Here is a 16,653-nt window from a genome sequence, read left to right as displayed (position 1 = left end):
CGTCAGTTTGCCGCCGCAGCGCGCACGGTACGTTGTTCGATACGCTTTTCCGGGTGCGCGTTGAGCACGATGCGCTGCACGAAGATGCCCGGCGTATGGATGGCATCCGGATCGAGTGCGCCGTTCTCGACGATCTCCTCCACTTCCGCCACGGTGATCTTGCCGGCCATCGCGCACATCGGGTTGAAGTTGCGCGCCGTGCGGCGGAACACCAGATTGCCTGACTTGTCGGCCTTCCACGCCTTCACGAGCGCGACATCGGCCGTGAGCGAATGCTCGAGCACGTAGTGCTTGTCGCCGAACTGGCGCGTTTCCTTGCCTTCCGCGATCAGCGTGCCGAAGCCGGTATTCGTGAAGAACGCCGGAATGCCGGCGCCGCCCGCGCGCAGCTTTTCAGCCAGCGTGCCTTGGGGCGTGAATTCGAGTTCGAGTTCGCCCGACAGATACTGGCGCTCGAATTCCTTGTTCTCGCCCACGTAGGAAGAGATCATTTTCTTGATCTGGCGCGTCTCCAGCAGCAAGCCGAGGCCGAAGCCGTCCACGCCCGCGTTGTTGCTGATGCAGGTGATGCCCTTCACGCCCGTATCGCGCAGTGCGCCGATCAGCGCTTCGGGAATGCCGCAGAGGCCAAAGCCGCCAACCGCGAATGTCTGCCCGTCCTTGACGATGCCTTCGAGCGCGGCAGCCGCGCTTTTGTAGACCTTGTTCATCAGTGTGTCCCTTCCTCGAATGGAAATCCGCCAATCCGGTTTGTCGCGCGGACGTCGAGCGCGTCCGGATGCTCAATTCTAGTCATGCCCCGGTGGCGTTGCCGTGAAGCCGGCAGCCCGGCCGGGCGGCGCGCACGGGCTCGAACGAGCCGCGCGAGCCTTGAAATCTGCTCCTCCGTTGGGTGCAAAGCGTACGCTGGCCCCCTGTTGCGGCACAATACGCAAAACTACATAAAGCAATACCCGCACCGTCCGCCATGGCCGCTCCAACTGAACCCGCCGAACGCTCCGCCCTCGACTACCAGACCGCGTTCCATCTCGCGCCCATCGGCCTCGTGCTGGCACGCGAGCGCACCATTGTCGATTGCAACGACCAGGTCGCCGCCATCTTCGGCTGCGCACGCGAGGCGCTGATCGGCCAGTCGTTCCAGGTGCTCTACCCGTCTGCCGACGAGTTCGAGCGCATTGGCGCACGCATCCCGCCGATCATGACGGCGCAAGGCAGCTACGCCGACGACCGCATCATGAAGCGCGCCAACGGTGAACTGTTCTGGTGTCACGTCACGGGGCGCTCGCTCGACCGCGCCGAGCCGCACGCGGCGGGCGTCTGGACGTTTGAAGACCTCAGTGCGACGCGCCGCGTGGCCATCGAACTGACGCCGCGCGAACGCGAAATCGCCGCGCAGCTCGTGACCGGCAAGACCAGCAAGCAAATCGGGCGGATTCTCGATATCAGCCCGCGTACGGTGGATGTCTATCGCGCGCGCCTCATGCGCAAGTACGACACCGGCAACGCCACCGAACTGCTGCAGCGGCTGCTCGGTCAGTAAGGGCTCTCAGCCTACCCGGTCAGACTTGACGAGTCCCGCATGCTCGATGGTCGAGCGCAGCATGTCGGGAATCGGCACCGACTTGCCCGCTGCGTAATCGATCCACACGCAGCGCGCGTTTCCGCGTGCGTAGAGCGTCTCCGGCTCGTCGGCGCGGCGCAGCTCGAACCCGGTGTCGAAGCTGCTGCGGCCTGGCTGGCCGACCGTCATCGTGCAGACGATGTCGCCGGGGTAATGCAGCTGCTTGAGGAATTCCATCGAGGCATTGACGATCACGGGCCCCTGGCCGTCGCCGCTCTCCGCGGCCACGCCCAGATGCTCGAACCAGGAAATCCGCACCTGCTCCATGTAGCGGAAATAGACCGTGTTGTTCACATGGCCGAACGCGTCCATGTCGCCCCAGCGGATCGGCATGGTCATTTCAAATACGGGGTGGTAGTCACTCATTGCACTTCAACTTCTGGCTGTTGCGAAAAACGGAATGCCAGCCGGCGGCCGGACTCGCCTGCACTCAGGTGAGCCCGAAGCCGTCGTCGGCGGTGATGATCGAACCGTTGATGAACGACGACTCGTCGGCGGCGAGCAGCAGCAGCAGGCCGTCCAGGTCTTCGGGCTTGCCGACGCGGTGACGCGGCAGCATCGAAACGAGCTTTTGCCCCTGCTCCGTCGACCAGTGGTGGTGATTGATCTCCGTGTCGATGTAGCCCGGGCAGATCGCGTTCACGTTGATGCCGTGACGCCCCCATTCGAGCGCCATCGCCTTCGTCATGTGGACGACCGCGGCCTTGCTGATCGCGTACAGGCCGATTTGCGGCAGCACGCGCAAACCCGCGACCGAAGCAATATTGATGATGCGGTACGCCGGCTTCGGGCCGCCGCCGTTGCCGCGCATGATCATGCGCTTGGCGACCTCCTGGGCCACGAAAAAGGCGCCGCGCGTGTTGGTGTCGAACACGTATTCGAAGTCGGCGGGCGTAACGTCGGCGAGCTTTTGCGTCGTGGAGACGCCCGAGTTGTTGACGAGGATGTCGATGGTCCCCGCCTCGGTTTCCGCGTGCGCCACCGCCGAGCGAATGCTCTGGTAGTCGGTCACGTCGAGCGAAACGACGTGAGCCGCGCCCCCGCTCGCCTCGATTTCGGCGCGCAGTTCCTTGAGCCGCTCCACGCGGCGGCTTGCCAGCACGACTTTTGCGCCCGCCTGCGAGAGCACCTGGGCGAAGCGCTTGCCGAGCCCGCTGGAGGCCCCCGTGATCATCGCGACCTTGCCTTCCAGATTGATCGAACGGCCCATTTCCGGTTCCTGTTCAGAGGTGAATAAGCGCCAGAACGCGGCGTGACCGGCACGCCAAATCTGACGCCACAGAATAGAACGGTCGTGCTAATGTTAGCCTGTTGGGTTGCGGCACGGGGAACGTTACCCGACAATACGAACCCGAAAAAAGCATTCTAATGGCAAGAGGAGCATTGATGACCCCCGCAAGTCTTTTAGAGCAATACGGTCCACGCGAGTCAATGGAATACGACGTGGTGATCGTCGGCGGTGGCCCCGCCGGGCTGTCCGCCGCGATCCGCCTGAAGCAGCTGGCCGCGGAAAAAGGCACCGAAGTCGGCGTTTGCGTGCTGGAGAAAGGCTCGGAAATCGGGGCGCATATCCTCTCGGGCGCGGTCATGGATCCGCGTGCCCTGAACGAGCTGATTCCGGACTGGAAAGAGCAAGGCGCACCGCTGAACGTGCCCGTGACCGAGGACAAGTTCCTTTTTCTTTCCGAAACGGGGGCTAAGTCTGTGCCGAACTGGGCACTCCCCGACAACTTCAAGAACCACGGCAACTACGTCATCAGCCTCGCGAACGTCACGCGCTGGCTGGGCCAGCAGGCCGAGGCGCTGGGCGTGGAAATCTTCCCGGGCTTTCCGGCCGCCGAAGTGCTCTACAACGACGACGGCTCCGTGAAGGGCGTCGCCACCGGCAACATGGGTGTCGGCAAGGACGGCGAGCCCACCGAGAACTTCCAGCTCGGCATGGAACTGCACGCGAAGTACACGCTGTTCTGCGAAGGCTGCCGCGGGCACCTGGGCCGTCAGCTCAACGAGAAGTTCAAGCTCGGCAAGGACTCGGACCCGCAGGTCTACGGCATCGGCATCAAGGAACTGTGGGAAATCGATCCCGCGAAGCACCAGCCGGGCCTCGTGATTCACACGGCTGGCTGGCCGCTTGAGTCCGACACGTATGGCGGCTCGTTCCTGTATCACATCGACAACAACCAGGTGATGGTGGGTTTTGTCGTCGGTCTGGCGTATCAGAACCCGTATCTCTCGCCGTTCGAGGAATTCCAGCGCTACAAGACGCACCCGGAAATCCGCAAGTACCTCGAAGGCGGCAAGCGCGTCTCGTATGGCGCGCGCGCGATCACCGCAGGCGGCCTGATGTCGCTGCCGAAGCTCGTGTTCCCGGGCGGCGCGCTCGTGGGCGACGACGCGGGCTTTTTGAACGCCTCGCGCATCAAGGGCAGCCACGCGGCGATCAAGACCGGCATGCTGGCTGCCGATGCGGCATTCGAAGCCGTGCAGGCCGGCCGCCAGAGCGATGAACTCGCGGCCTACCCCGAAGCGTTCAAGCAGTCGTGGCTCTACACGGAGCTGTACAAGGCGCGCAACTTCAAGCAGTGGATGAGCAAGGGCCTGTATCTTGGCACGCTGATGGTCGGCATCGAGCAGAAGCTGCTGGGCGGCAATGTGCCGTGGACGCTGCATCACCAGCATCGCGACCACGAGATGCTGAAACCGGCTTCGCAGTGCAAGCCGATCGAGTATCCGAAACCTGACGGCAAACTCACGTTCGACCGGCTCTCCTCGGTGTTCATCTCGAACACGAACCACGAAGAGAACCAGCCCGCGCACCTCACGCTCAAGGACGCAAGCGTGCCCGTGAACGTGAACCTGCGCACCTACGCGGGCCCGGAAGCACGCTTCTGCCCGGCCGCGGTGTACGAGTTCATGAAGAACGATGACGGCAGCGACCGCCTGCAGATCAACGCGCAAAACTGCGTGCACTGCAAGACGTGCGACATCAAGGACCCGACGCAGAACATCGTGTGGGTCACGCCGGAAGGTGGCGGTGGTCCGAACTACCCGAACATGTAAGTTCGGAGGTAAACGAAAAAAGCCGCTTCAGGTAAGAGCCTGAAGCGGCTTTTTTGTTGCCTGCACAACGAGTGCGGCTCACGCCGCACCGGCAAACATCACTCGTCGCTGGCCGCGATCTTCGGCGTCGTCACGACGACGTCGGCGTTCTGCGCGCGGTGGCGCAGCGCGTGATCGATCAGCACGAGCGCGAGCATGGCCTCGGCGATCGGCGTCGCGCGAATGCCCACGCACGGATCGTGGCGGCCGAAGGTCTCGACTGTCGCGGGGTCACCCGCCTTGTCGATCGAGCGGCGCGGCGTGCGGATGCTCGAGGTCGGCTTGATGGCGATCGAGACGGTAATGTCCTGCCCCGTCGAAATGCCGCCGAGCACGCCGCCCGCGTGGTTACCGTGAAAGCCGTTCGGCGTGAGCTCGTCGCCGTGCACCGAGCCGCGCTGCGCGACGCTCGCGAAGCCCGCGCCGATCTCCACGCCCTTCACCGCGTTGATGCCCATCATGGCGTGCGCGATGTCGGCGTCGAGCCGGTCGAACAGCGGTTCGCCCCAGCCCACCGGCACGCCGCTCGCGACCACGTTCACGCGCGCACCGATCGAGTCGCCGTCCTTGCGCAGCGCGTCCATGTAGTCTTCGAGCTGCGGCACGACGTCGGCATTGGGCACGAAGAACGGGTTCTCGTGCACGTGCTCCCAGCTCACGAACGGCACGTCGATCTCGCCGAGCGCGCGCATGTAGCCGCGCACTTCCACACCGAAGCGTTCGCGCAGCCACTTCTTCGCCACGGCGCCTGCCGCGACCGTGGGCGCGGTGAGGCGCGCCGACGAACGGCCACCGCCGCGATAGTCGCGAATGCCGTACTTCTGCCAGTAGGTGTAGTCGGCGTGACCCGGACGGAAGGTCTCGACGATGTTGCCGTAGTCCTTGCTGCGCTGATCGGTATTGCGGATCAGGAGCGCGATCGGCGTGCCCGTGGTGCGCCCTTCGAACACGCCCGAAAGAATCTCGACCTTGTCCTCTTCCTGGCGCTGCGTCACGTGACGCGACGTGCCGGGGCGGCGGCGGTCCAGGTCGATCTGGATGTCGGCTTCGGTGAGCGCCATGCCGGGCGGGCAGCCGTCGATGACGCAGCCAATGGCCGGACCGTGGGATTCGCCGAAGGTGGTGACGGTGAAAAGCGTACCGAGCGTGTTGCCGGACATGGCGGTCGTCCAAAGTGAATCGGGGAATCCAATATTATGCCAGCCCGCGCGCGGCGACGCCTGACCGCGCGGTCGGGCGAAAGGCGGCGCGACGCCGGTTTGGGCGGCACAGCCTGCCGCCTGGCATCCCCGATGCGTCAGCGCCGCGCGCCGCGCAGTTCCGCCACCGTCTCCTGCAAGCCCTCGAGCGTGACATCCGACGCCGCGATCGGCTCGCCCACCGCGAGCGTCAAACGGCTGGTCAGACCTCGCCGCAGCGGCCGCTCCTGCCCTGATGCCGAAAAGCGCGAGAACGCGCTGCCCCACAGCCCGCGTAACGCCATCGGCACGACGGGAACCGGTGTACGCCGCAAGACTTCGGTCACGCCGTGGCGGAACGGGTTCATGTTGCCCGTGCGCGTGAGCTTGCCCTCGGGAAAGATGCAGACGAGATCGCCTTCGGCCAACGCCGCCGCGCAGGCGTCATAGGCAGCGGCAAGCGCAGCCGGATCCTCGTGGGCGGGTGCAATCGGAATCGCCTTGGCGTGACGGAACACCCAGCCGACGAACGGGGAACGGAAGATCTGCTGATCCATGACGAAGCGGATCGGCCGCGGGCTCTCGGCCATGATGACGATCGCATCGACATAGCTCACGTGATTGCAGACGAGCACGGCCGCACCCTCGGCCGGTATGCGTTCGGTGTGCACGAGCCGCACGCGATAGAGCGTATGCACGAGCACCCACGCCACGAAACGCAGCAGGAACTCGGGCACGAGCGCGTAGATATAGGCCGCCACGACGATATTGAGCAGCGCCGTGGTGAGGAAGATGCCGGGAATGCCGACACCCGCGGACGTGAGCGCCATTGCCATGAGCGCCGAGACGATCATGAAGAGCGAATTGAGAATGTTGTTCGCGGCGATGATGCGTGCGCGGTGGCTGGGCGCGCTGCGGCTCTGGATCAACGCATAGAGCGGCACGCTATAGAAGCCGCCGAACATGGCGAGCAGGAACAGGTCGGCGAGCACGCGCCAGTGCGCGGCGGTGCGCAGGAATTCGCCCACCGAAAGCAGATGGGAAGCGGCCGGCAACGCATGGCTTGCAAAGAACAGATCAATGCCGAACACGCTGATGCCGATCGAGCCGAGCGGCACGAGACCCACCTCGATGCGCCGCCGCGAGAGCCGTTCGCAAAGCAGCGAACCCGAGCCGATGCCAAGCGAAAACATGGCGAGCAGCACGGTCACGACGTCGGGATCGGCCGACATCACATCTTTGGCGAAATTGAAGAACGACGCCAGAAACGTCGCGCCGACGAACCAGAGCCACGAAATGCCGAGCAGGCTCAGAAACACGGTGCGGTTGCCGCGCGCAAGGCGCAGGTTGCGCCAGGTTTCGGAAAACGGATTCCAGTTGATGCGCAGATCCGGCTGCGATGGCTCGCACGGCGGCACGAAAGCCGAAGCTACACGCCCCACGAGCGCGATGACGATGCACATCCCGCCGAGCCACCACGCGCCGAGCGGCGGCCCGGCGTCGGCGTGCGCGGACGCGGGATCCATCGCCCCGATACCCGCCGCCACGCCCCCGACGATCGTGCCGAGCAGGATCGCGACGAACGTGCCCATCTCCACGAGCCCGTTGCCGCCAACCAGTTCTTCGGGCGTGAGCCGCTGCGGGAGGTACGCGTACTTGACCGGCCCGAACACCGTGGAATGCACGCCCATCAGGAACGTGCACGCATACAGCAGCGGCGCGCTATGCATCCAGAAACCGGCCGCGCCGATCAGCATGACCGCGATCTCGAAGGTCTTGACCCAGCGCGTCAGCATCGCCTTATCGTACTTGTCGGCGACCTGGCCCGAGGTCGCGGAAAAGAGCACGAACGGCAAAATGAAAATAGCCGAGATGAGAAACGCGACCGTCTTCGGATCGACGCCGGAAAACCGCGCGGCCTGATACGTGACGAGCGACGTAAAGCCGATCTTGAACACGTTGTCGTTCATCGCCCCGAGGAACTGCGTCCAGAAAAACGGTGCGAAACGACGCTGGCGCAGCAGCGTGAATTGCGAGGCGTGGTCGCCCTCATCGTGCGCTTTGCGCTTGTCGCGCTGCGCCGCGGGCATCGGTCTATCGTTCATCGAGTAGGAGTCGCACTGACGGATTTCATGAGGCCCAGACGCGAAAAAGCGCGCCTGACGCGCGCTTTTTCATGCTGACCAGCCAGCCGCTGGACGGCCTGCGCTCAGCGCGCCGGTTGGCGCTCTTCTTCGGGCCAGTCGCGAATATAGGCCTTGAGCAGCTTGTTCTCGAAGCCCTGCGCTTCCACCACGGCCTTCGCCACGTCGTAGAACGAGATCACGCCCATGAGCGAGCGGCTTTCCATGACCGGCAGATAACGCACGTGATGCTCGAGCATCATGCGGCGCACTTCGTCGACCTCGGTTTCCGGCGTGCAGGTGATGGGGTGATCATCCATGACCTTGCGGATCGTCGTGGTGCCGACGCTGCCGCCATTCGCGCGCAGCGTGAGGATAATCTCGCGGAACGTGAGCATGCCGACCAGATCGCCGTACTCCATGACGACGAGCGAGCCGATATCGTGCTCGGCCATGGTGTTGACTGCCTCGTGCAGTGCAGTATCGGGCGTGACGGTATAGAGCGTGTTGCCCTTCACCTTGAGGATGTCGCTGACACGCATGATGTGTCTCCAGGAATGCCGCTAGTAATGGGGGAAATGCTGAAAAGATGCCTACCTGATTCGATCCTAGCGGAAAGATTGTTAAAAGGAAAGCCGCGCGGCGGGCGGTTCGCGGCGCTCCGAAAGGTCTGCCGAAAGCCGTGGTGAAAGGTTTTCCGCCGCACATCGGGTCACACGGGCGGCCTCGCGGGACGCTCCCCATCAGGCCCGAAAAACGCCCGGGCGGGCGTCCCCTCGCCGCGCCGCCGGTGTTACGATGCCCTTCACCCTCGACACCCAGGCCGGTTCGCGCCGGCTGCGCCGCCACGATGTCATCGAATCCCGATAGCCGTTTCGACACGCTCGCGCTGCATGCCGGCGCGGCGCCCGACCCCGCCACCGGCGCCCGCGCGACGCCGATCTACCTCACCACTTCGTTCTCGTTTCGCGACACCGACCACGCCGCCGCGCTCTTCAACATGGAGCGTGCGGGCCACGTGTACTCGCGTATCTCGAACCCGACCGTCGCCGTGTTCGAAGAGCGCGTGGCCGCGCTCGAAGGCGGCGCGGGTGCGATCGGCACGGCAAGTGGCCAGGCGGCGCTGCATCTCGCAATCGCCACATTGATGGGCGCGGGCTCGCACATCGTCGCCTCGGCAGCGCTTTACGGCGGCTCGCACAACCTGCTGCACTACACGCTCAAGCGCTTCGGCATCGAGACGACTTTCGTGAAGCCCGGCGACCTCGACGCCTGGCGCGCGGCGCTGCGTCCCAACACGCGGCTGCTGTTTGGCGAAACGCTCGGCAATCCGGGCCTCGACGTGCTCGACATCGAAGCCGTCGCGCACATCGCGCACACACACGGCGTGCCGCTGCTCGTCGATTCGACGTTCACCACGCCTTACCTGCTGCGCCCCTTCGAGCATGGCGCGGACCTCGTCTATCACTCGGCCACCAAGTTCCTTGGCGGCCATGGCACGACGATCGGCGGCGTGCTGGTGGATGGCGGCACGTTCGACTTCGAAGCATCGGGCCGTTTCCCCGAACTCACCGAGCCCTATGCGGGCTTTCACGACATGGTGTTCAGCGAGGAAAGCACCGTCGCGCCCTTCCTGCTGCGCGCGCGCCGCGAGGGCCTGCGCGACTTCGGCGCATGCCTGCATCCGCAGGCCGCGTGGCAGTTGCTGCAAGGCATCGAAACGCTGCCGCTGCGCATGGAGCGGCATGTGGCGAACGCGCGGCGCATCGTCGAATTCCTCGCTGCGCACGAGGCGGTTGAATCGGTTGCGTGGCCCGAACTGCCGAGCCACCCCGATTACGCGCTGGCCAAACGTCTGCTGCCGCGCGGCGCGGGTGCCGTGTTCAGCTTCAACCTGCGCGGCGGACGCGCGGCGGGCAAGCGCTTCATCGAATCGCTCACGCTGTTCTCGCATCTGGCCAACGTCGGCGACGCGCGCTCGCTCGTGATCCACCCCGCCTCGACCACGCATTTCCGTATGGATGCCGCAGCGCTTGCCGCCGCCGGAATCGCGGAAGGCACGATCCGGCTCTCGATCGGGCTTGAAGATCCCGCCGACCTGGTCGATGACCTCAAGCGCGCGCTGAAAGCATCACAGAAGACGGAAACGTCGAAGGCCAAGCCGACCGGCAAGGAGGCGTCATGATCGTCGATGTCGCAGGAAAACCGGTCTACGCGTACACCGCCTCGCATGCCATCGACGCCGCGCTGCCGTTCGCGGTGTTCGTCCACGGCGCGCAGCACGATCACAGCGTCTGGGCGCTGCAATCGCGCTATTTCGCGAACCACGGCTTCAACGCACTGGCCGTCGATCTGCCCGGCCACCTGCGCAGCGCGGGCCCGGCGCTCACGAGCATCGGCGCGCTCGCCGACTGGGTGGCCGCGCTGCTCGATGCGGTGAACGCGCCGCAGGCCTTCGTCGCCGGCCACAGCATGGGCTCGCTCATCGCGCTCGAGTTCGCGGCTCGCCATCCCGAGCGCGCGCAGCGCATCGCCCTGCTCGCCACCGCGCTCCCGATGACGGTCGCGCCGACCTTGCTCGAAGCCGCGCGAGAACGCGAGCCGGAGGCGATCGCGATCGTCAACGCGTGGTCGCACTCGACGCTCGCCGCCAAGCCGTCGAGCCCGGGGCCCGGCTTCTGGCTGCGCGGCATGAACCAGCGGTTGATGGAGCGCGTTGCCGAGCGCGGCGAGCCGCAGCTTTTCCATACCGATTTCGCCGCGTGCAACGCTTACGCGGATGGCCTCGCCAGCGCGGCGAAGGTGCGCTGCCCGGTGCGCCTGATCGTCGGCAAACGCGACGCGATGACGCCTCCGCGCGCGGCGCGCGCCCTCGCCGACGCCCTCGCGCAAACCGGCACGCCGGTGGACACGGTCACGCTGGACGCGGGCCACGCGCTGATGACCGAGCAACCCGACGCGACGCTCGACGCGCTCTATGCTTTTGCAACGCAGCAAGCGCCGCGCGTGGGTAACGGGTAACGGGTGACGCTTGACGTGAGCCCTGGTTGCACGGTCGTTCGGAACGCCGGAAAATGCATGGATCAACCATCCCCTGCGGGCAACGCAGAAAGGAGGAGACTATGCAACCCACCACGCATACCGAGCATTTTTCGAGCTTCGCAGAGTTCTATCCGTTCTACCTGAGCGAACATAGCCATCCCGTTTCGCGACGACTGCATTTCATCGGGTCGCTCGGCGTGATCGGCTTCGTCTGCATGGCGATCGCCACGGGCAACTGGCTCTGGCTGCCGCTGGCCATCGTGTGCGGCTACGGCTTCGCGTGGGTCGGACATTTCAAGTTCGAGAAGAACCGCCCGGCCACCTTCCGTCACCCCATCTACAGTTTGATGGGCGACTGGGTCATGTTCGCGGATATCTGCCGCGGCAAGATTTCTCTCTAACGCAGATTTGATGCGTCGGCGCGCCTCTCAAAGGCGCGCCGCATCGTCACGCCGCCGGATGCGGGAGCACCGGCGCGTGCTCTTCAGTGAGCGCCGGGAAACGCCGCGTCGCGATCAGCGACGCGAGTGAAATGGCCAGCTTGTCGTTATCGAGCGCGCCTAGCAGCATATGTGCGTCGATACTGCTCGACTTGAGCTGATACGCCAGTTCCTTGCGGTCAATCGCGAAGCGGTCGAAGATGCGCGCGGCCGTTATGCGCGCGGGATTGCCGATCAGCAGGAACAGCGTTTTCGCGCGTTCGTCCTGTTCGAGACGCCCCACGAGTTCGTCCTCTTCGAGACCGTTGATCAGGCGTGTGACCGTGGCCAGGTCGCGCCGCAGCAACTGCGCGAGTTGCTCCGTCGTGCGGCCCGGCTCGCCCGCTTCCCGCGCGTCGGCGAGGCCCGCCAGCAGTTCGAGCGCGTCGAGCAGATCGCTGCCAGGAAAGCGCGGCCGGTCGAAGCGCCCGGTGCGGATTTCGGGCAATGCCGAGGTGATCATCGCTCCAACGAGCGTGATGAACCAGCTCAGGTACATCCACAGCAGGAACATCGGCGCAGCCGCGAACGCGCCATAGACTGCCGTATAGGTCGGAATGCGCCGCACGTAGTAGCCAAAGCCGCGCTTGGCCGCCTCGAACGCGATCGCCGCGGCGATGCCGCCCACCAGCGCGTCGCGCCACTGCACGCGGCAGTTTGGCAGATACACGTAGAGCATCGTGAACGCGAGCGCCGTGAGCGGCAGCGAGGCGCCGAAGAGCATCCAGTCGAGAATGCCCGAGACATGCTGCTCGGTCGCAATCACGGCGGAACGCGTGAACACGTAAGAAGAGATCGACAGGCTCACGCCGATCAGGATCGGCCCGAGCGTGAGGATGGCCCAATAGACGAGCACGCGCTGCGCGAACGGCCGCGCCTTGCGCACACGCCAGATCAGGTTGAAGGCCGACTCAACGGTCATCATGGTCATAACCGACGTGACGAAGAGCACGATCATGCCCATCGTCGTGAGACCCTTGGCCTTCGAGGCGAACTGGTTCAGGTACTTGAAGATCTGGCTGTTGATCTGCGCCGGCATGAGGTGGTCGGCGAGAAAAGCCTGCAGCGAGTTCTGGAACGAAGCGAAGATCGGGAAGGCGGTGAAGAGCGCGAACGCAACCGTGGCGAGCGGCACGAGCGAGAGCAGCGTGGTGAACGTGAGGCTGCCCGCGACCTGTGGAATGCGATCTTCGCGGCTGCGCCGCGCCGCGAAGCGCGCGAGCCGCTTCACGATGTCCAGATCGATCTTCACCCTCGACAGCACATCCATTGGCCCGCTTTCCTCGCCACCGTGAACACTTCGACTGCCGCGCATCGGCGGCAAACCCAACCCCTATAATATCCCGTCCACCGACGAGGCCCGATGAAACCGATTCTTGTGCTCTATTACAGTCGACATGGCGCAACCCGCGAGCTCGCGCGCGCGATTGCCCAGGGTATCGACAGCGTTCCCGGCGCCGAAGCGCGCGTGCGCACGGTGCCGCCCGTCTCGACGGTCTGCGAGGCCACCGCGCCCGATATCCCGTCCGATGGACCGCCCTACGTCGAACTGCGCGATCTCGAAGAATGCGCCGGTCTCGCGCTCGGCTCGCCCACGCGCTTCGGCAATATGGCCGCGCCGCTCAAGTACTTTCTCGACGGCACCACGCCTCAGTGGCTTTCGGGCGCGCTCGCGGGCAAGCCCGCGTGTGTGTTCACGTCGACGGGCAGCCTGCACGGCGGCCAGGAAAGCACACTGCTCTCGATGATGTTGCCGCTGCTCCATCACGGCATGCTGCTCGTCGGCATCCCCTACACCGAAAGCGCGCTCACGACCACGCAGGGCGGCGGCACGCCCTACGGCGCCTCGCATCACGCGCGCCCGGATGCGCGCGGCCACGGCTTGAGCGCCGACGAGAAGACGCTCGCGAGTGCGCTGGGCGTACGGCTTGCGCGCGCGGCGCTCGCGCTCGCCGCCAGTGAACGAGGCGAGCGGCTGTGAACGCCAGCGTGGAGAGCGTCACTGAGCCCGTCGCCCAGCGTCGCGGCGCCGCGCTCGGCGCCTTTGCGACGCTCGCCGCGCTCACGCTGCTGTGCATCGCGTGGGAATGGCGGCTCGCACCGATACGCCCCGGCGGCAGCGCGCTCGTGCTCAAGGCGGTGCCGCTCGCTCTCGCGCTGCCCGGCGTCCTGCGCCGCAGGCTTTACACACTGCAATGGGCGGCGATGCTCGTGCTGCTCTACCTCGCGGAAGGCATTGTGCGCGGCATGACCGATCCCGCGCCCGGCAACCTGCTTGGCTGGGTGGAAGTCGCGCTTTCGCTCGGCTTCTTCGCGTGTGCGCTTGCCTATGTCGCGCCGTACAAACGTGCGGCAAAGCGTGCTGCGAAACGTGCTGCGAAACGTGCTGCAAAGCCAACCGCATAGCCTGCTGCAAAGGCTGCAAAGCGCGAGTCGGCCTGAGCGGCTCCCTCCACCGCGCACGCTGCGTGAAGGCTATCGCCGTGTCAAACTAGACGTTTGAGCTTCGCGATTTCACGACAATCGCGCCGCGCGCCAGCCCAGCGCAGGCACGACACTCCGAGACACCATGACCGACTCCACCCCGACCGCCAGCCAAGCCTTTCTCGACGCCTGCGCCGCCGCCATCGGCGCGCAAAACGTGCTGACCGACGCGCACGACACCGCGCCCTACCTCGCCGACTGGCGCCGCCGCTACCAGGGCGCGGCCCTCGCCGTGCTGTGCCCGGCCAATACAAACGAAGTGGCCGCTGTCGTGAAGCTCGCGCATGAGCATCGCGTCGCGCTCGTGCCGCAAGGCGGCAACACGGGCCTCGCGGGAGGCGCGACGCCGGACGCGAGCGGCAGCCAGGCCGTGCTGAGCCTGCGCCGCCTGAACCGCGTGCGCGAAATCGACGCGCACAACAACACGATCACCGTCGAAGCCGGTGTGATCCTCGCCGAAGTCCAGGCGCGCGCAAAAGAAGCGGGCCGCCTCTTCCCGCTATCGCTTGCGGCCGAAGGCAGCTGCACGATCGGCGGCAATCTGTCGACCAACGCGGGCGGCACCGGCGTGCTGCGCTATGGCAACACGCGCGAGCTGTGCCTCGGCCTCGAAGTCGTCACGCCGCAAGGCGAGATCTGGGACGGCCTGCGCGGGCTGCGCAAGGACAACACCGGTTACGATCTGCGCGACCTCTTCATCGGCGCGGAGGGCACGCTCGGCATCATCACCGCCGCCGTGATGAAGCTGCATCCGCTGCCGGCCGCGCGCGTCACCGCGCTCGCCGCGCTCGGCTCGGCGCATGCCGCGCTCGACTTCCTCGCGCTCGCGCAGCGCTACGCCGGGCCGCTGCTCACGGGCTTCGAGCTGATGTCGGACTTCTGCATGCAGCTCGTCGGCCGCCATTTCCCGCAACTGCGCTATCCGTTCGCTGAGCATCACGCGCAGGTCGTGCTGCTCGAACTCTCGGATAACGAAAGCGAAGCACACGCCCGCGCACTCTTCGAGCGGCTCATGGAAGACGCGCTCGAACAAGGTCTCGTGGAAGACGCCGTGGTTGCCGAAAGCCTCGCGCAATCGCAGGCGTTCTGGAATATCCGCGAGCACATTCCGCTCGCGCAGGCGCAGGAAGGGTTGAACATCAAGCACGATATCGGCGTGCCGATCTCGCGTATCGGCCATTTCATCGAGGAAACCGATGCCGAGATCGCCCGCACGGTGCCCGGCGCGCGCATGGTCACCTTCGGCCATCTCGGCGACGGCAATCTGCACTACAACGTGCAGGCGCCCGAAGGCGGCGACCCGAAACGCTTCCTGGCCGAAAACGAGAAAACGCTCAACCGTATCGTCTACGACAGCGTGGATCGCCATCGCGGCACGATCAGCGCGGAACACGGCCTCGGGCAGTTGAAAATCGACGAGAACATGCACTACAAGAGCGAGGTCGAACTGGCGCTCATGCGTGCGATCAAGCGCGCGCTCGATCCGCTGGACCTGATGAATCCGGGGAAGGTGCTGCACTAAGGCCGCAAGGAGCCAGAATCGTGAAAACCCCCGTGAAAACGCCGCTGAAGATCCGCGTGCTGTCCGACCTGCATCTGGAGCAGGACGAGCCCGACACGATCCCGCATGCGCAGGCCGATCTCGTCGTGCTCGCGGGCGACATCCACAATCACGGGCTCGGTTTGCGTTGGGCCGCGGAAACGTTCGATCCGCAGGTGCCGGTGGTGTACGTGCCCGGCAATCACGAGTACTACGATGGCGATCTCGGCGCGCTGGAAACGGCGATGCGCGACGCCGCCGCCACGCTCGACAACGTGCATTTCCTCAACGACGGCGTGTATGTCGATCCGGCGGGCCGCTTTCGCGTGCTCGGCACCACGCTGTGGGCGGATTTCGCGCTCTTTGGCGTCGACGACGACGCGCGTGAAATCGCCATTGCGGCCGCGATGCGCGTAATGCTCGACTTTCGCGGATTGATCCAGGTGTCCTGGCCGGACAGCCCGCAAGCGCTGGCGCGCGACTTCACGCCAGCCGATTCGCTGGCGCTCCATGCGCGTTCGCGCGCGTGGCTCGAAGCTGAACTGGCGAAGCCCTTCGCGGGCGAGACGATCGTCGTCACGCACCACGCGCCGCACAGACAAAGTCTTGCGCCGCGCTATGCGGAAGATCGGGTGTCGGCGGGATTCGTGAGCGATCTCGACGCGCTGGTGCGCGCGCCTGTCGCGCTATGGATACATGGCCACACGCATACGTGCTTCGACTACACGGTCAACGGCACGCGCGTGGTGTGCAATCCGCGTGGCTATCGGGACCGCCGCACGGGGCAGCCGGAGAATCCGGCCTTTGCATGGGACAAAGTGGTGGAAGTCTAGCGAGGCCTGGCGAGACGAATACGCCCGCTGTTTTAGTGCATGCGTGCGTCGTCGCGGCGCACGCGCAGCGTGACCGGCTGCAGTTGCGCGCGGCGCATGCGCAGCAGATCGCGCGATGCCGCGATGCCGATCAGGCCCATCATCACGGCGATGCCGATCATCAGATGCGTATCCATGTCAATTCCCGGTGTTGGCAGAAAGAGGGTTGCGTAAACAGTCCCGCTACCTTACCAAGCCGCCGCGCCGCCGGGCGT

At 65.3% G+C, this 16,653-nt stretch carries 17 protein-coding genes; 9 read left to right on the top strand and 8 right to left on the bottom strand.

Annotated elements, in window-relative coordinates:
* Positions 1 to 2: 2 nt before the first annotated feature.
* Positions 3 to 710 (bottom strand): CoA transferase subunit A, encoded by a 708-nt coding sequence (locus FAZ97_RS05170; protein WP_158757488.1) that lies wholly within the window; start codon positions 708 to 710, stop codon positions 3 to 5.
* 257 nt (positions 711 to 967) lie between these two features.
* On the opposite strand from FAZ97_RS05170, the gene FAZ97_RS05165 reads away from it, so the two are divergent.
* The gene (locus FAZ97_RS05165) at positions 968 to 1,540 is read left to right on the top strand and encodes a LuxR C-terminal-related transcriptional regulator (protein ID WP_158757487.1); all 573 of its coding nucleotides are present in this window, start codon (positions 968 to 970) and stop codon (positions 1,538 to 1,540) included.
* Between the two features lie 6 nt (positions 1,541 to 1,546).
* Here FAZ97_RS05165 and FAZ97_RS05160 read toward each other — a convergent pair whose 3' ends face one another.
* Both FAZ97_RS05160 and FAZ97_RS05155 read right to left on the bottom strand, forming a co-directional pair.
* On the bottom strand, positions 1,547 to 1,987 hold the full coding sequence (locus FAZ97_RS05160) for an acyl-CoA thioesterase (RefSeq protein ID WP_158757486.1): 441 nt from the start codon (positions 1,985 to 1,987) through the stop codon (positions 1,547 to 1,549).
* A 64-nt stretch (positions 1,988 to 2,051) separates the two neighbouring features.
* Entirely contained in the window at positions 2,052 to 2,831 is a 780-nt protein-coding gene (locus tag FAZ97_RS05155) for an SDR family oxidoreductase (protein WP_028204260.1), read from the bottom strand.
* 176 nt (positions 2,832 to 3,007) lie between these two features.
* Between FAZ97_RS05155 and FAZ97_RS05150 the strand changes: the two genes are divergently transcribed.
* Positions 3,008 to 4,681, top strand: a complete 1,674-nt coding sequence (locus tag FAZ97_RS05150; protein ID WP_158757485.1) for an electron transfer flavoprotein-ubiquinone oxidoreductase — start codon at positions 3,008 to 3,010, stop codon at positions 4,679 to 4,681.
* A 98-nt stretch (positions 4,682 to 4,779) separates the two neighbouring features.
* Here FAZ97_RS05150 and aroC read toward each other — a convergent pair whose 3' ends face one another.
* The 3 genes from aroC to FAZ97_RS05135 form a co-directional block, all read right to left on the bottom strand.
* Positions 4,780 to 5,880, bottom strand: coding sequence for a chorismate synthase (gene aroC, locus FAZ97_RS05145; protein ID WP_158757484.1), 1,101 nt, complete (start codon positions 5,878 to 5,880; stop codon positions 4,780 to 4,782).
* Between the two features lie 137 nt (positions 5,881 to 6,017).
* Positions 6,018 to 8,003, bottom strand: coding sequence for an MFS transporter (locus FAZ97_RS05140; RefSeq protein ID WP_158757483.1), 1,986 nt, complete (start codon positions 8,001 to 8,003; stop codon positions 6,018 to 6,020).
* Positions 8,004 to 8,107: 104 nt separating this feature from the next.
* Positions 8,108 to 8,563 (bottom strand): CBS domain-containing protein, encoded by a 456-nt coding sequence (locus FAZ97_RS05135; protein WP_158757482.1) that lies wholly within the window; start codon positions 8,561 to 8,563, stop codon positions 8,108 to 8,110.
* A gap of 308 nt (positions 8,564 to 8,871) precedes the next feature.
* Here FAZ97_RS05135 and FAZ97_RS05130 point away from each other — a divergent pair, with 308 nt between their 5' ends.
* The 3 genes from FAZ97_RS05130 (at position 8,872) to FAZ97_RS05120 (ending at position 11,464) form a co-directional block, all read left to right on the top strand.
* Entirely contained in the window at positions 8,872 to 10,206 is a 1,335-nt protein-coding gene (locus tag FAZ97_RS05130) for an O-acetylhomoserine aminocarboxypropyltransferase (protein ID WP_158757481.1), read from the top strand.
* Entirely contained in the window at positions 10,203 to 11,042 is an 840-nt protein-coding gene (locus FAZ97_RS05125) for an alpha/beta fold hydrolase (protein WP_158757480.1), read from the top strand. The genes FAZ97_RS05130 and FAZ97_RS05125 overlap by 4 nt, the downstream gene beginning before the upstream one ends.
* Positions 11,043 to 11,143: 101 nt before the next feature.
* A complete protein-coding gene (locus FAZ97_RS05120; protein ID WP_158757479.1) occupies positions 11,144 to 11,464 on the top strand; it encodes an Mpo1-like protein in 321 nt (106 codons plus the stop codon).
* A gap of 46 nt (positions 11,465 to 11,510) precedes the next feature.
* Here FAZ97_RS05120 and FAZ97_RS05115 read toward each other — a convergent pair whose 3' ends face one another.
* A complete protein-coding gene (locus tag FAZ97_RS05115; protein ID WP_199272077.1) occupies positions 11,511 to 12,812 on the bottom strand; it encodes a YihY family inner membrane protein in 1,302 nt (433 codons plus the stop codon).
* Positions 12,813 to 12,905: 93 nt separating this feature from the next.
* Between FAZ97_RS05115 and wrbA the strand changes: the two genes are divergently transcribed.
* From wrbA to FAZ97_RS05095, 4 genes are all read left to right on the top strand, one after another.
* Positions 12,906 to 13,523, top strand: a complete 618-nt coding sequence (gene wrbA / locus FAZ97_RS05110) for an NAD(P)H:quinone oxidoreductase (protein WP_158757478.1) — start codon at positions 12,906 to 12,908, stop codon at positions 13,521 to 13,523.
* Positions 13,520 to 13,948 (top strand): DUF2069 domain-containing protein, encoded by a 429-nt coding sequence (locus tag FAZ97_RS05105; RefSeq protein WP_233271635.1) that lies wholly within the window; start codon positions 13,520 to 13,522, stop codon positions 13,946 to 13,948. The genes wrbA and FAZ97_RS05105 overlap by 4 nt, the downstream gene beginning before the upstream one ends.
* Positions 13,949 to 14,111: 163 nt before the next feature.
* Complete coding sequence (locus FAZ97_RS05100) at positions 14,112 to 15,548, top strand: FAD-binding oxidoreductase (protein WP_158757477.1); 1,437 nt, start codon at positions 14,112 to 14,114, stop codon at positions 15,546 to 15,548.
* A gap of 44 nt (positions 15,549 to 15,592) precedes the next feature.
* Positions 15,593 to 16,399, top strand: coding sequence for a metallophosphoesterase (locus FAZ97_RS05095; RefSeq protein WP_158759056.1), 807 nt, complete (start codon positions 15,593 to 15,595; stop codon positions 16,397 to 16,399).
* A gap of 32 nt (positions 16,400 to 16,431) precedes the next feature.
* Here FAZ97_RS05095 and FAZ97_RS35170 read toward each other — a convergent pair whose 3' ends face one another.
* Entirely contained in the window at positions 16,432 to 16,575 is a 144-nt protein-coding gene (locus FAZ97_RS35170) for a hypothetical protein (RefSeq protein WP_199272076.1), read from the bottom strand.
* Between the last annotated feature and the right edge of the window lie 78 nt (positions 16,576 to 16,653).

The sequence above is a fragment of the Paraburkholderia acidiphila genome, from assembly GCF_009789655.1.
Lineage (GTDB): Bacteria > Pseudomonadota > Gammaproteobacteria > Burkholderiales > Burkholderiaceae > Paraburkholderia > Paraburkholderia acidiphila.
The sequence above is the reverse complement of the archived record's forward strand: the minus strand, read 5'-3'. Positions and strand labels throughout refer to the sequence as shown.

What these genes read in the sequence shown, in the direction of transcription:
- wrbA (WP_158757478.1), top strand. Translation starts at nt 12,906, where the DNA reads ATGAAACCGATTCTTGTGCTCTATTACAGTCGACATGGCGCAACCCGC.
- aroC (WP_158757484.1), bottom strand. Translation starts at nt 5,880, where the DNA reads ATGTCCGGCAACACGCTCGGTACGCTTTTCACCGTCACCACCTTCGGC.
- FAZ97_RS05165 (WP_158757487.1), top strand. Translation starts at nt 968, where the DNA reads ATGGCCGCTCCAACTGAACCCGCCGAACGCTCCGCCCTCGACTACCAG.
- FAZ97_RS05170 (WP_158757488.1), bottom strand. Translation starts at nt 710, where the DNA reads ATGAACAAGGTCTACAAAAGCGCGGCTGCCGCGCTCGAAGGCATCGTC.
- FAZ97_RS05140 (WP_158757483.1), bottom strand. Translation starts at nt 8,003, where the DNA reads ATGAACGATAGACCGATGCCCGCGGCGCAGCGCGACAAGCGCAAAGCG.
- FAZ97_RS05160 (WP_158757486.1), bottom strand. Translation starts at nt 1,987, where the DNA reads ATGAGTGACTACCACCCCGTATTTGAAATGACCATGCCGATCCGCTGG.
- FAZ97_RS05115 (WP_199272077.1), bottom strand. Translation starts at nt 12,812, where the DNA reads ATGGATGTGCTGTCGAGGGTGAAGATCGATCTGGACATCGTGAAGCGG.
- FAZ97_RS05130 (WP_158757481.1), top strand. Translation starts at nt 8,872, where the DNA reads ATGTCATCGAATCCCGATAGCCGTTTCGACACGCTCGCGCTGCATGCC.
- FAZ97_RS35170 (WP_199272076.1), bottom strand. Translation starts at nt 16,575, where the DNA reads ATGGATACGCATCTGATGATCGGCATCGCCGTGATGATGGGCCTGATC.
- FAZ97_RS05100 (WP_158757477.1), top strand. Translation starts at nt 14,112, where the DNA reads ATGACCGACTCCACCCCGACCGCCAGCCAAGCCTTTCTCGACGCCTGC.
- FAZ97_RS05155 (WP_028204260.1), bottom strand. Translation starts at nt 2,831, where the DNA reads ATGGGCCGTTCGATCAATCTGGAAGGCAAGGTCGCGATGATCACGGGG.
- FAZ97_RS05150 (WP_158757485.1), top strand. Translation starts at nt 3,008, where the DNA reads ATGACCCCCGCAAGTCTTTTAGAGCAATACGGTCCACGCGAGTCAATG.
- FAZ97_RS05120 (WP_158757479.1), top strand. Translation starts at nt 11,144, where the DNA reads ATGCAACCCACCACGCATACCGAGCATTTTTCGAGCTTCGCAGAGTTC.
- FAZ97_RS05135 (WP_158757482.1), bottom strand. Translation starts at nt 8,563, where the DNA reads ATGCGTGTCAGCGACATCCTCAAGGTGAAGGGCAACACGCTCTATACC.
- FAZ97_RS05125 (WP_158757480.1), top strand. Translation starts at nt 10,203, where the DNA reads ATGATCGTCGATGTCGCAGGAAAACCGGTCTACGCGTACACCGCCTCG.